The 14,584-nt window shown below is 35.6% G+C and carries 8 protein-coding genes; 6 read left to right on the forward strand and 2 right to left on the reverse strand.

The window, feature by feature from the left end:
* The first annotated feature begins 9 nt into the window (after positions 1–9).
* The gene (gene rpoB / locus ACFSSE_RS10020) at positions 10–3,810 is read left to right on the forward strand and encodes a DNA-directed RNA polymerase subunit beta (protein WP_379041366.1); all 3,801 of its coding nucleotides are present in this window, start codon (positions 10–12) and stop codon (positions 3,808–3,810) included.
* A 73-nt stretch (positions 3,811–3,883) separates the two neighbouring features.
* Positions 3,884–8,182 carry a DNA-directed RNA polymerase subunit beta' gene (gene rpoC, locus ACFSSE_RS10025; RefSeq protein ID WP_379041367.1) on the forward strand — a complete coding sequence of 1,433 codons (4,299 nt, stop codon included), beginning with the start codon at positions 3,884–3,886 and terminating at the stop codon, positions 8,180–8,182.
* 80 nt (positions 8,183–8,262) lie between these two features.
* Here rpoC and ACFSSE_RS10030 read toward each other — a convergent pair whose 3' ends face one another.
* A complete protein-coding gene (locus ACFSSE_RS10030; protein WP_379041368.1) occupies positions 8,263–8,793 on the reverse strand; it encodes a hypothetical protein in 531 nt (176 codons plus the stop codon).
* A gap of 97 nt (positions 8,794–8,890) precedes the next feature.
* Between ACFSSE_RS10030 and ACFSSE_RS10035 the strand changes: the two genes are divergently transcribed.
* From ACFSSE_RS10035 to ACFSSE_RS10050, 4 genes are all read left to right on the forward strand, one after another.
* The gene (locus ACFSSE_RS10035; RefSeq protein ID WP_379041369.1) at positions 8,891–9,205 is read left to right on the forward strand and encodes a DUF3467 domain-containing protein; all 315 of its coding nucleotides are present in this window, start codon (positions 8,891–8,893) and stop codon (positions 9,203–9,205) included.
* Between the two features lie 3 nt (positions 9,206–9,208).
* Positions 9,209–9,883, forward strand: coding sequence for a potassium channel family protein (locus ACFSSE_RS10040; RefSeq protein WP_379041370.1), 675 nt, complete (start codon positions 9,209–9,211; stop codon positions 9,881–9,883).
* Between the two features lie 134 nt (positions 9,884–10,017).
* Positions 10,018–10,848: an alpha/beta hydrolase family protein gene (locus ACFSSE_RS10045; RefSeq protein ID WP_379041371.1), complete on the forward strand. Its 831-nt coding sequence runs from the start codon at positions 10,018–10,020 to the stop codon at positions 10,846–10,848.
* A 139-nt stretch (positions 10,849–10,987) separates the two neighbouring features.
* Positions 10,988–12,133, forward strand: a complete 1,146-nt coding sequence (locus ACFSSE_RS10050) for an ATP-binding protein (protein ID WP_379041372.1) — start codon at positions 10,988–10,990, stop codon at positions 12,131–12,133.
* A 108-nt stretch (positions 12,134–12,241) separates the two neighbouring features.
* Here ACFSSE_RS10050 and ispG read toward each other — a convergent pair whose 3' ends face one another.
* Entirely contained in the window at positions 12,242–14,236 is a 1,995-nt protein-coding gene (gene ispG / locus ACFSSE_RS10055; protein WP_379041373.1) for a (E)-4-hydroxy-3-methylbut-2-enyl-diphosphate synthase, read from the reverse strand.
* Positions 14,237–14,584 lie beyond the last annotated feature (348 nt).

Genomic DNA, 14,584 nt, shown 5'->3' on the forward strand with positions numbered 1-14,584 from the left:
TTAAGACCCTTGGCAAACAAAAGCAATCAAAGGATAAACTTTGCTCAAAGTAAGCATGTGTTAGATTATCCTGATTTTCTGGATGTACAAATCCAATCGTTCAAGGAATTCTTTCAGCTAGAAACCACATCGGATAACCGTCATACTGAAGGTTTATTCCAGGTATTTGCTGAAAACTTCCCGATCTCTGATTCAAGAAACATTTTTGTTCTCGAATTTTTGGATTATTTTATTGATCCACCTCGTTATGACATTCATGAATGTATTGAGCGTGGACTAACTTATAGCGTTCCTCTAAAAGCCAAACTCCGTTTGTCTTGTAATGATGAAGAGCATGAAGATTTTGAAACTATTGTACAGGATGTTTATTTAGGAACTATTCCTTATATGACTCCTAAAGGTACTTTCGTAATTAATGGTGCAGAGCGTGTGATTGTTTCTCAATTACACCGTTCTCCGGGAGTATTCTTCGGCGTAAGTCGTCATACAAACGGAAGTAAACTGTACTCTGCTCGTGTAATTCCTTTCAAAGGTTCGTGGATTGAATTTGCAACAGATGTGAACAACGTCATGTATGCTTACATTGATCGTAAGAAGAAATTCCCGGTAACTACACTTTTAAGAGCAATTGGTTACGATTCTGATAAAGATATATTAGAATTATTTGATCTTGCCGATGAGGTTAAGGTTAGTAAATCTGGTTTGAAGAAATACGTAGGACGTAAATTGGCTGCCAGAGTTCTGAAAAAATGGGTAGAAGATTTTGTTGATGAAGATACTGGTGAGGTAGTTTCTATTGACAGAAATGAAATTATTTTCGAGAGAGAAACCATTTTAGAAGAAGATCACATAGATATGATTGTTGATGCTGGAGTTAAAACCTTAATCCTTTCTAAGGAAGATGGTAACTCTGGAGATTATACAATTATCTACAATACGTTGCAAAAAGATACTTCCAATTCTGAAAAAGAAGCGGTAGAACATATATATAGACAATTACGTAACGCCGAACCACCTGATGAGGAAACTGCTCGTGGTATCATTGATCGTTTATTCTTTTCTGATAAACGTTATGATTTAGGAGACGTAGGTCGTTACAGAATCAATCGTAAATTAAAAATGGATACCCCTGTTGAAACTAAGGTTTTAACTAAGTTAGACATTATTGCGATTGTTAAATATTTGATCAAATTAATCAACTCTAAAGAAGATGTGGATGATATTGATCACTTATCAAACAGAAGAGTAAGAACTGTAGGTGAGCAATTATACGCTCAGTTTGGTGTTGGTTTAGCTCGTATGGCTAGAACAATCCGTGAGCGTATGAACATTCGTGATAACGAGGTGTTTACACCAACAGATTTAATTAATGCTCGTACATTATCATCTGTAATTAACTCTTTCTTTGGAACTAACCAGTTATCTCAGTTTATGGATCAAACCAATCCATTAGCAGAGATTACGCACAAACGCCGTCTATCGGCTTTAGGCCCTGGTGGTTTATCACGTGAGAGAGCTGGTTTTGAGGTTCGTGACGTTCACTATACCCACTATGGTAGGTTGTGTACGATTGAAACTCCAGAGGGACCAAATATTGGTTTGATTTCTTCTCTTTGCGTTCACGCAAAAATTAATAACCTTGGTTTTATTGAAACTCCTTACCGTAAAGTAAATGACGGACAGGTAGTGATGGACCAACCGGTTACTTATTTAAGTGCTGAGGATGAAGACGGAATGACGATTGCACAAGCAAGTGCGCAATACAGTGATGCAGGTATTTTTGAAGAAGATAAAGTAAAAGCAAGATACGAAGGTGATTTTCCTGTAATCGATCCTGAAAAGTTAGATTACATTGATATTGCTCCAAATCAGATTACTTCTATTGCAGCTTCTTTGATTCCTTTCTTAGAGCATGATGATGCGAATAGAGCCCTGATGGGATCTAACATGCAACGTCAAGCTGTGCCTTTATTACGTCCACAAGCCCCAATTGTTGGGACTGGATTAGAAGGTAGGGTTGCTCGTGATTCTAGAACTTTAATTAATGCAGAAGGAAATGGTGTTGTTGAGTATGTAGATGCCAACAAAATCACTATCCGTTATGATAGAAATGATGATGATAGATTAGTATCTTTTGATGGCGAATCTAAATCATACAACTTAATTAAATTTAAGAAAACCAACCAAAGTACTTGTATCAACTTAAAGCCAATTGTTAAAAAAGGCCAAAAAGTTGAAAAAGGACAAGTATTATGTGAAGGTTATGCTACCCAAGACGGAGAATTAGCATTAGGTATCAACTTAAAAGTTGCATTCATGCCTTGGCAAGGATATAACTTTGAGGATGCGATTGTAATTTCTGAAAGAGTAGTTTCTCAAGATATCTTTACTTCTCTTCATATTGAAGAATTTGAATTAGAAGTACGTGATACAAAAAGAGGAGAAGAAGAATTAACACCAGATATTCCTAACGTTTCTGAAGAGGCGACTAAAGACTTAGATGAAAACGGAATTATTAGAGTTGGTGCTGATGTGCAAGAAGGTGATATTTTAATTGGTAAGATTACTCCGAAAGGGGAGTCTGACCCGTCTCCAGAAGAGAAATTACTGAGAGCAATCTTTGGTGATAAAGCTGGTGACGTTAAAGATGCATCTTTAAAAACTCCACCATCTATTAAAGGTGTAGTTATTGATACCAAATTATTCTCTAGAGCTAAGAAAACTTCAAAAGCTGAAGAGAAAGCAATGATTGAAAAATTAGATGCTAAACATGAGAAAGCAGTAAGAGAGCTTAGAGAAAGTTTAGTTGAAAAATTATTCACTATTGTAAATGGTAAAACTTCTCAAGGAGTTTACAATGTGTACAAAGAATTGTTAATAGCTAAAGGTGTTAAATTCACTCAAAAACTATTAATGGAATTAGATTATAACCACATCAACCCAACAAAATGGACTACTGATGATGATAAAAATGATTTAATTAAAATCTTATTACACAATTTCGGTATCAAAACCAACGAAGAGCTTGGTGCTTACAGAAGAGATAAATTTGCTATTAGCGTAGGAGATGAGCTTCCATCTGGAATTGTACAAATGGCTAAAGTTTATGTTGCTAAAAAACGTAAATTAAAAGTTGGTGATAAAATGGCGGGTCGTCACGGTAATAAAGGTATAGTTGCTCGTATCGTAAGAGATGAGGATATGCCGTTCTTAGCTGATGGAACTCCAGTAGATATCGTTTTAAATCCATTAGGTGTACCTTCTCGTATGAACTTAGGACAGATTTACGAAACTGTTTTAGGTTGGGCTGGTAAAGAATTGGGATTAAAATTTGCTACTCCAATTTTTGATGGTGCTTCTCATGACGAGGTTGAAGATTACGTAAAACAAGCAGGTGTTCCAGAATCTGGAAGAACTTATTTGTACAACGGATTAACAGGTGAGCGTTTTGATCAACACACTACTGTAGGTATAATTTATATGCTTAAATTAGGTCACATGGTTGATGATAAAATGCATGCTCGTTCTATCGGACCTTACTCTTTAATTACACAACAACCATTGGGTGGTAAAGCTCAATTTGGAGGTCAACGTTTTGGAGAGATGGAGGTTTGGGCATTGGAAGCATTTGGTGCATCTAACATCCTACAAGAAATCTTAACCGTAAAATCTGATGATGTGGTGGGTAGAGCTAAAACTTACGAAGCTATCGTAAAAGGCGAAAACTTACCAACTCCAGGAGTTCCAGAATCATTCAATGTATTGGTTCATGAATTAAGAGGTTTAGGATTAGATATTACATTAGATTAATAAGGCCGAAGGCCGAAAGCTTAAGGCGTAATGCTTTAAGCTTTCAGCCTTAAGCTTTTAGCTTAAAAAATATATGTCTTACAAAAAGGATAGTAAAATAAAAAGTAATTTCACTTCGATAACCATTAGCTTATCGTCTCCAGAAGCAATTTTGGAACGCTCAAGTGGCGAAGTGTTGAAACCGGAAACCATTAACTACAGAACTTATAAGCCTGAGCGTGATGGTTTATTCTGTGAAAGAATTTTTGGTCCGGTTAAAGATTACGAATGTCATTGCGGTAAATACAAAAGAATTCGTTACAAAGGAATTGTTTGTGACCGTTGTGGTGTTGAGGTAACTGAGAAAAAAGTACGTCGTGAGCGTATGGGACACATCAACTTGGTGGTTCCTGTTGCACACATTTGGTATTTTAGATCTTTACCTAACAAAATTGGTTATTTATTAGGATTGCCTACAAAACGTTTAGATTTAATTATCTATTACGAAAGATATGCGGTTATCCAAGCGGGTATGATGGCTGATGAAGGAATCAATTACATGGATTTCTTAACAGAAGAAGAATACCTTGATATTTTAGATAAATTACCTAAAGAGAATCAGTACTTAGACGATAAAGACCCTAATAAGTTTATCGCCAAAATGGGCGCTGAGGCTTTAGAAGATTTATTGAGAAGATTAAATTTAGATCAATTATCTTACGATTTACGTCACCAAGCAGCTAACGAAACATCTCAACAGCGTAAAAATGAGGCTTTAAAACGTCTTCAAGTTGTAGAAGCTTTCCGTGGTGCAAAAACACGTATAGAGAATAACCCAGAGTGGATGATTGTTAAAATCGTTCCAGTTATTCCACCAGAATTACGTCCATTAGTACCTCTAGAAGGTGGTCGTTTTGCTACTTCAGATTTAAATGATTTATACAGAAGAGTAATCATCCGTAACAATCGTTTAAAAAGATTAATGGAAATTAAAGCTCCAGAAGTAATTTTACGTAACGAAAAACGTATGCTTCAAGAAGCTGTTGATTCTTTATTTGACAACTCACGTAAGGTGAATGCTGTTAAAACTGAAGGTAACAGAGCTTTAAAATCTTTATCAGATATTTTAAAAGGTAAACAAGGTCGTTTCCGTCAAAACTTACTTGGAAAACGTGTGGATTATTCTGGACGTTCTGTAATTGTTGTAGGACCAACTTTGAAACTACACGAGTGTGGTTTACCAAAAGATATGGCTGCCGAACTATTTAAACCGTTTATTATTCGTAAGATGATTGAACGTGGCGTAGTTAAAACAGTTAAATCTGCAAAGAAAATTGTTGATAGAAAAGACCCATTAGTTTGGGATATTTTGGAGAATGTATTGAAAGGTCACCCTATTTTATTAAATAGAGCACCAACATTACACAGGTTAGGTATTCAAGCCTTCCAACCAAAATTAATAGAAGGTAAAGCTATTCAATTACACCCATTAGTGTGTACTGCGTTTAACGCGGATTTTGATGGTGACCAGATGGCAGTTCACGTACCACTAGGTAACGCTGCGGTTTTGGAAGCCCAAATCTTGATGTTAGCTTCTCACAATATTTTAAACCCTGCAAACGGTACACCGGTTACAGTACCATCTCAGGATATGGTTTTGGGTCTGTATTACATGACCAAAGGCCGTAGAACTGAAGAAGGACATATTATAAAGGGAGAAGGATTAACTTTTTACTCTTCAGAAGAAGTAATTATTGCTTACAACGAGAAGAAACTAGACTTACATGCATTTATTAAAGTAAAAGCTTTAGTAAGAGAAAAAGATGGTTCTTTAGTTGAAAAACTAATTGATACTACCGTTGGTAGGGTATTATTTAATGAAGTTGTACCAAAAGAAGTAGGTTATATTAACGAACTTTTAACCAAAAAATCATTACGTGATATTATTGGAGAAGTAGTTAAAATTACTGGTATGGCTGGTGCTGCTAATTTCTTAGATGAGATTAAAACCTTAGGTTTCCAATCTGCATTTATCGGAGGTTTATCTTTCAACTTGAAAGATTTAAACATTCCTACAGAGAAGCATACTTTATTAGAGCAAGCTAGAAAAGAAGTTGCTGATGTTATGGGTAACTATAACATGGGTTTCATCACTAATAATGAGCGTTACAATCAGATTATTGATATCTGGACTCGTATCAATAACAGGTTAACTACTCACGTAATGACCCAATTGACTAACGATAACCAAGGTTTCAACTCTGTTTACATGATGCTTGATTCTGGAGCCCGTGGTTCTAAAGAGCAAATTCGTCAGTTATGTGGAATGAGGGGATTGATGGCGAAACCTCAAAAATCAGGTTCAGGTGGTGAGATTATTGAAAATCCTATTCTTTCTAACTTTAAAGAAGGATTATCAGTATTAGAATACTTTATTTCTACTCACGGTGCTCGTAAAGGTTTGGCCGATACGGCTTTGAAAACAGCCGATGCTGGTTATTTAACTCGTCGTTTACATGATGTTGCTCAAGATATGGTGATTAAACACCATGATTGCGGTACATTAAGAGGTATGTTTACTACTGCTTTGAAAGACAACGAGGATATTATTGAGCCATTATACGATAGAATATTAGGACGTACTTCATTACATGATGTTTATGACCCAATTACCAACGAGTTGTATGTAAAAGCTGATAAAGATATCACTGAAGAAATTGCTTTAAAAATAGAGGAATCTGCTTTAGAAGGTATTGAAATTCGTTCTGTATTAACATGCGAGGCTTCTAGAGGAGTTTGTGCATTATGTTACGGTCGTAACTTAGCTTCTGGTAAACCAGTACAAATGGGTGAAGCAGTTGGTGTTATTGCAGCACAATCAATTGGAGAGCCAGGTACACAGTTAACTTTACGTACTTTCCACGTGGGTGGTACAGCATCTAACATTGCAGCCGAGTCTCAAGTTAATGCTAAATTTGATGGAGTTATTGAGTTTGAAAACTTAAGAACTGTAACAAGAACCACAGAAGAAGGTGATACTGAGGTTGTATTAGGACGTTCAGGTGAATTCAAAATTACTGATCCAAATTCTGGAAGGGTAATTATGACAAATAATATTCCTTATGGTTCATTCCTTTTTGTAAAAGAAGGTGATAAAGTAACTAAAGGAGATAAGATTTGTTCTTGGGATCCGTACAATGCTGTTATTATTTCTGAATTCTCAGGTAGGGTTGAGTTTGAAGCAGTAATTGAAGGTGTTACTTTCCGCGAGGAATCTGATGAGCAAACTGGTCACAGAGAAAAAGTAATTATCGATACTAGAGATAAAACTAAAAATCCGGTTGTTAAAATTGTTGACAAAAAAGGTGGTTCAATCAGAGAATACAATATTCCGGTTGGTGCTCACGTAGTTGTTGATGAAGGTCAGGAAATGAAAATGGGAGAAATCCTTGTTAAAATTCCTCGTACAACTGGTAAAACACGAGATATCACGGGTGGTTTACCACGTGTGACTGAATTGTTTGAAGCGAGAAATCCTTCTAACCCTGCAGTTGTAACCGAAATTGATGGTGTGGTAACTTTAGGTGGTGTTAAACGTGGTAACCGTGAGGTAACTATTGAATCAAGAGACGGACAAGTTAAAAAGTATTTAGTACCACTTTCTAAGCACATCTTAGTACAAGATAATGATTTTATTAAAGCGGGTATGCCATTGTCTGATGGAGCTATCTCTCCTGGAGATATCCTATCTATCAAAGGTCCGGCTGCGGTTCAAGAATATTTAGTAAATGGTATTCAAGAGGTTTACCGTTTGCAAGGTGTGAAAATTAACGATAAGCATTTTGAAACAATCGTTCACCAAATGATGCAAAAAGTATTGATTGAAGACGCTGGTGATACAATTTTCTTAGAAAAACAAGCTGTTGATAGATTTGATTTCTCTATAGAAAATGATGAAATCTTTGATAAAATGGTAGTTGAAGATTCAGGAGATTCTAATGTGTTAAAATCTGGTCAAATAGTATCTGTACGTAAATTACGTGATGAAAACTCACAGTTAAAACGTAAGGATATGAAATTAGTTACTGCCCGCGAAGCAAGAGCTGCAACAGCAAGCCCAATGCTACAAGGTATTACTAGAGCTTCATTAGGAACTAAATCATTCATCTCTGCGGCTTCTTTCCAAGAAACTACTAAAGTGTTAAACGAAGCAGCAATTGCTGGTAAGCGTGACCATTTATTAGGCTTGAAAGAAAACGTTATTGTTGGACACTTAATTCCTTCTGGTACGGGTTTACGTGATTACGAAAGAATCATTGTTGGTTCTCAAGAAGAATACGATAAATTAATGGCTTCTAAAAAAGAAGAAGAGGAAGAAGAAGTTGAAGCTTAATGAGCTAATTGCAGAAGGCTAAAAGCTGCAAGCAAATACTAGATTTCATTAAAAGGTCTGCATTTTTATGCAGACCTTTTTTAATTTCTACGATTTAGGATATGTCCTAAACTTATACTAGGATAGTAAGGAATAAAACCACTGTCTTCAAATATTCTCATTTGTGAGAGACCAATTCTAAAAGTGTTTGCAGATTTTAGCGCTTGATACCTGTACATGATATAGGTATTTGGTAATAGAGTGGTTTGTTCAAACTGGTTCCAACTTTGTTCTGATGGTATATATAGTGTAACTCCTGCTCCAATATCTAAGAAACTTCTTTTGTTATTATTGCCGATTAGGTAGTTTATAGATAATGGAAATGTTAAACCTAAAAGACTAGAACCTATGCCTAATCTTAACCCTAAACCTTTGTTTTTAGGTTTAAATCTCGTATCGTAATTAACTGATAAGAATAGCCCTGGGCCTAAAATTTGACCATCAATTAATTGTAAAGGTTTTAATTGTTTAGGAAGAGAATCGTTAGTTTGTGTATTATTGAGCTTTTGGGCTTTTACCGAGCATAAGCTAAATAGAAATATAGTAAGTATAAGATATTTGATGCTATTCATATGCTATCAATTTACTTTAAATTTCAAGAATTCTTAATAATATGAGATTTTATTAGATAATTATAATTTTACCCCTTTACTTTTTTAATTTAGTAGCATGGAAGAACATAACGATAATCAATTAAATATAGAGCTATCTGAAGAGATGGCGGAAGGAACTTATTCTAACTTAGCAATTATTACGCATTCTAATAGTGAGTTTGTTTTAGATTTTATTAGGGTAATGCCAGGTGTACCTAAGGCAAAAGTTAAAAGCAGAATTGTGCTTACACCTGACCATGCCAAGCGGTTATTAAACGCGTTAGCAGATAATATAGAGAAATTTGAAATGATAAACGGAACTATAAATGTTGGCGGAGACAACAATGGAGGGATGCCTTTTAATTTTGGAGGCCCAACTGCACAAGCTTAAATTTTGAGCAGGAACTTAGGTAAAATATTTAGGGGCGACCACTCTTTTCAAGAGAAAAAACATGCGGGGTTTAGGTCTCATTTACAAAAAATAGCAGCGGTTTGGAACGGAAATAGGAAAGATGATTATGGGATACTTAGAGTTTTTAGGCTGAGCTTAGTTTCGTTTTTGATTTTATTTCCAGGTGTATTTATTGATGAATTATTTAAAAACAGCACTACGCTTACTCGGAAATTAATTGTTGAAACTTATGTGATTCTTAAAATTGTGTTTCCGGTATTAGTTTTACTAAATGGCTGGTACACCAATCAAATTGCACTTTTATTTTGCATCTACCTTTTGGTAGAAACCTACTTATATTTATTTAGTAAAATATTTATTGCAGAACATCATCTTCAAGCTTCGCACATGCGAACATTGCTATTGTTGACTTTAAATTTTTTAGAATCGGGTTTAACTTTTGCTATTATATACTTATCTGGTAATTATTTAAATGTGCAATTGTTAATGCCAATAGATGCTATATATTATTCTTTTGTTACAAGTGCAACCGTTGGTTATGGAGATATGTATCCAATTACTGTAATAGGGAAAAGGATTGCTTTAGTTCAAATTTTCTGCTCAATATCTTATATCGTATTATTTTTTAACTTCTTTTCTGCTAAGGCGAATCATTAGTTTATGGGTATTGGGTATTGGGTATTGGGTATTGAGTATTGGGTATTGGGTATTGAGTATAGAGTATTGAGTATTGGGTATTGAGTATTGAGAGTATAGTGGTTGAATAAAATAAATTTAATTAATTTGAAATTATGCTGTTAGAGGAGTTTAGTAAAGAAGATTTTGAAATTGAGGGAGCAGATGGTTTACCTATTGTTGGTGATATCACTTATGCCAACAGCTACCCAGATTTTTTGGTGATTTTTGCTCATGGTTTTAAAGGTTTTAAAGATTGGGGAACGCACCAATTAATGGCTAATTTTTTTGTACAAAACGGAATCTACTTTTTAAAGTTTAATTTTTCTCATAGTGGTGTTAAGCCAACAGATTTATCTGATATAAATGATTTGGAAACTTTTTCTTTGAATACACCAAGCAAAGAACTTTATGATTTAAATCAAATACTCGATTTTGCAGTTCAGAAATTTCCTAAAGTTAAAATTGCTTTATTAGGGCATAGCAGGGGCGGAGCTTTAAGCATTTTACAAGCTGCAAGAGATAAACGAGTTGTTAAATTAATTACATGGGCAGCAATTGGTAGTTTCCGTAACTTATGGAAGCTAGAGGATGAAAAGGAATGGAAAAAAAATGGTGTTAAATACATTTTAAACGGCAGGACAAAAGAGCAGATGCCACTTTCTGTTGCGCTTTTAGAGGATGTACTTAACCATGAAGAAGAGTTTGATTTAAACACTGCTGCACAATCCTTAAATAAACCTTGGTTAATTGCTCAAGGCACAAAAGACCCCGCTGTTAAAGTAAGCGTTGCCGAAAATTTTCATCAGTTGCAACCGCAATCTCAGTTGTTAATTATCGAAGGTGGAGATCATGTTTTTGGCGCTACACATCCTTACCAAAAAGAAGAACTTCCAAATCACTTGCAAGAATTTTTGCAGTATTCAGTCGATTTTATCAAACAATAATATTTTCTTAAATACCTCATTATAAATATTATTTACAATAATTTCATTTTACTCAATACATTGAGTAATTTTACTCAATGTATTGAGTAATTTGTAAAGTATGTTTCAACGAGTTTATTTACAGCAGCTTATAACACGAATGAATGAGCCAAAACAGTTTATACAGGTGTTAATGGGGCCAAGGCAGGTAGGTAAAACTACTTTAATTGAACAGTTAACCGCTCAAATTAATTGTCAATATATTTTTGAATCTGCTGATGCGGTAGCTGCAACAGACCATACTTGGATTGCTACGCTGTGGGAAAAGGCTAGACTTTTAGCTCGTAGTGTGAAAGGTCAAGATGTGATACTCATCGTTGATGAAATTCAGAAAATTGACAACTGGAGCGAGATGGTTAAAAGGCTTTGGGATGAGGATGCTAGAAATAAGCTCCAATTAAAAGTTATTCTACTAGGCTCTTCAAGGTTATTATTGCAGCAAGGTTTAACAGAGTCTTTAGCTGGCAGGTTTGAAAGTACTTATATTCCGCATTGGAGTTTTAGTGAAATGGAACAAGCTTTTGGGTTTTCGCCAGAACAATATGTTTGGTTTGGAGCTTATCCGGGTTCTGTTTCTTTAATTAATGATGAGGAAAGATGGAAGAATTATGTTAGAAATGCACTAATAGAAACTAGTATTTCTAAAGATATTTTAATGCTTACCCGTATTGATAAACCCGCTTTAATGAAGCGTTTATTTGAATTGGGTTGTTTATACTCAGGGCAAATACTGTCATATACCAAAGTAATGGGGCAGTTGCAAGATGCAGGAAATACCACTACACTTTCTAATTATTTAGAGCTGTTAGATACCGCTGGTTTATTAGCTGGGATAGAAAAATATGCTGCGGATGTAATTAGGAAACGTTCATCAAGTCCCAAATTTCAGGTACACAATAACGCTTTAATTAGTGCACAACGAAATGAGTTTTTTAATGAGATTTTAACCAATAAAGAAGAATGGGGAAGAATGGTAGAATCATCTATTGGCAGCCATTTAATAAATGCAGGTTTGGTTTATAATTTCAAAGTTCACTATTGGCGACATAGAAACGATGAATTAGATTTTGTGCTTGAAAAGAGAGGAAAAGTGATAGGTTTAGAAGTAAAAACAAATAATACAGTAAGTACTGGCGGCATGACGGCTTTTAGTAAAATGCACCATCCTGATAAAGTTTTAATGATCGGAAATGGAGGTTTGCCTTGGCAAGAATTTTTAAAAATAGATCCACATCAACTTTTTTGATTTTTTTTTCTATCCCATGGTCTGTGTCCTCACAGACCATTTTTCTTTTCATTAGTTTCGGTCTGTGAGGACACAGACCGAGGAGAAAGATAAACTCAAACTCACCTTTTACAAAACCTCTTTTTCCACCCAATTACCATCTTCTTTAATAATATCAATCAGTTCATTTAAAGCGTTATCAGAACTCACATTTTTCTTTACCACATCTTTGCTTCGGTATAAAGTGATTTTACCGGGGCCAGTGCCCACATAACCATAATCGGCATCAGCCATTTCGCCGGGGCCGTTAACTATGCAACCCATAATACCAATTTTTATTCCTTTTAAATGGTCAGTTTTACTTCTAATCATTTGAGTAGTTTCTTGCAAATCAAACTGCGTACGGCCACAACTTGGGCAGCTAATGTATTCTGTTTTTGATATTCGAGAACGCGTGGCTTGTAAAATACCAAATGAAGTAGAAACTCTGAATTTTGTTGAAACTTGAGGCGCATCTAACCAAACACCATCGCCCAAACCATCTAATAATAAGGCACCTAAATCTGTTGCGGAGTATAGTTGAGCTTTTAACTCTTTTTGTGCTAAAGTTTCGCTATCAGCAAAATGGTAACTACGTTTTATAATTACCGGCGTATCAATACCAGCATTCATCAATTTAAAAAAGAATGCCCTTTGGTCGGCCATACCATGCTCTTTAGTGGTTTCTAAAACAAAAACTAAAGTTTTATCAAACGGAAGGTTTGCAAAATTATCACCGTCTAAATCGGTATTACAAACGCTAACTAAGTTTAAAGATTTGTCTTTATCGCTTGCGCTGATGTACTCTTTTAAACTGAATAACGGATGGCAATTGGTATTATCCTTAAGTGTTAACCAAGTTTTATAGTTATAAAGCTGTTTTAAATTACCCGGAAAGTTGAAAGAAGGCAACTCATCTGCTAGGTAGGCAAAATCTATGGACTGGTCGCCCATGTTATATTTATCTAAAATTGGCGAATAATTATATCCAGCGGCAGCTAAAATTTGTGCGTCTTTTAAGTTTTGATCAGATAAATCTAAAATCACCCTCGGTACTTGGTGGCCACCAATAAAAGTATTCAGCTCTGCAGATGCTCTTTTGTTATACGCAAAAGGAGAAAAATCAAGAGGTATTTCAAAATCTGGCATTTCCACATCATCAGCCAAAACAGCTTTTCTCTGCTCATAACGTTGTGCCAAAGCTTGTGCTACAGGAATTTCAAATTCAGGCTCTTCTGTTAAAGAAACCCTAATGGTATCGCCTAAACCGTCTTCTAACAAAGTCCCAATCCCCACTGCCGATTTTATTCTGCCATCTTCGCCATCACCAGCTTCGGTAACGCCTAAATGTAGCGGGTAATTCATCCCTTCGGCAACCATAGTTTGCACCAATAAACGGTAAGCTTGCACCATTACTTGCGTATTGCTACTTTTCATAGATATCACCAATTGGTGATAATCTAACTCGCGGCAAATACGTATAAATTCCATTGCCGATTCTACCATGCCTTTCGGAGTATCGCCATACCAGCTCATAATCCTGTCGGACAGCGAGCCATGATTAGTACCAATACGCATTGCCGTTCCGTTGGCTTTGCAAATTTCTACCAGTGGGGCAAACTTCTTTTTAATACGAGCCAGCTCTTTTTCATAAGCTTCTGGCGTATAATTTATTTCTTCAAATTTCTTTTTATCGGCGTAATTGCCTGGGTTTACCCTTACTTTTTCAACAATTTTAGCAGCTAATTCGGCAGCATTTGGTGTAAAGTGAATATCGGCAACTAATGGCGTGTGGTAGCCTTTTGCTATTAAACCCTTTTTAATTTCAGCAAGGTTTTGCGCCTCTTTTATAGACGGAGCAGTAATACGCACATATTCGCAACCGGCATCAATCATTCTAATGCTTTGCGCAACAGATGCTTCGGTATCAATGGTGAATGCGGTAGTCATAGATTGTATGCGGATAGGTTGTGTGCCGCCCATTTTTATACCCCCAATATTTACTTCTTTAGTTATAAACTTGCTGTATTGAGTAATTGAGTTGCAGTATAATCCTTTTAAAGCTGCTGTTGCTTTTACGTCCATCTAAAAATAAATTTTGCCAAAAATACGGGTTTTTCTGGTAAATGTTGAGTCATAAAAAAGAGGGTTTAGGGTAGGAGGTTTGAAAAAGGTTTAAGGTGTAGGGTTTAAGGTTAGACTTTAAGGATTGAGGTGCGAGGTTTAATTTGGGTTAAAGGATTTTTAGTTTTGGGTATAAGCGTTTCAAACTTTTGGTGTTTCCCTAATGAAAAATTGGGGTTGGTCCGCCAGCTGGCGGATATAGTTTTTTGTTTCTCCCATCGCTTTCGCTCAGGATAAACAAAAAAGCTGCCGCTACTATCCTTAACACAAAATTGTATGGAGACAAAATAAAAGGTTTAAATTTAACGT

The organism is Pedobacter alpinus (genome assembly GCF_042684645.1).
GTDB classification, from domain to species: Bacteria; Bacteroidota; Bacteroidia; order Sphingobacteriales; family Sphingobacteriaceae; genus Pseudopedobacter; species Pseudopedobacter alpinus.

What these genes read in the sequence shown, in the direction of transcription:
- rpoC (WP_379041367.1), top strand. Translation starts at nt 3,884, where the DNA reads ATGTCTTACAAAAAGGATAGTAAAATAAAAAGTAATTTCACTTCGATA.
- ACFSSE_RS10030 (WP_379041368.1), bottom strand. Translation starts at nt 8,793, where the DNA reads ATGAATAGCATCAAATATCTTATACTTACTATATTTCTATTTAGCTTA.
- ACFSSE_RS10035 (WP_379041369.1), top strand. Translation starts at nt 8,891, where the DNA reads ATGGAAGAACATAACGATAATCAATTAAATATAGAGCTATCTGAAGAG.
- ACFSSE_RS10045 (WP_379041371.1), top strand. Translation starts at nt 10,018, where the DNA reads ATGCTGTTAGAGGAGTTTAGTAAAGAAGATTTTGAAATTGAGGGAGCA.
- ACFSSE_RS10050 (WP_379041372.1), top strand. Translation starts at nt 10,988, where the DNA reads ATGAATGAGCCAAAACAGTTTATACAGGTGTTAATGGGGCCAAGGCAG.
- ispG (WP_379041373.1), bottom strand. Translation starts at nt 14,236, where the DNA reads ATGGACGTAAAAGCAACAGCAGCTTTAAAAGGATTATACTGCAACTCA.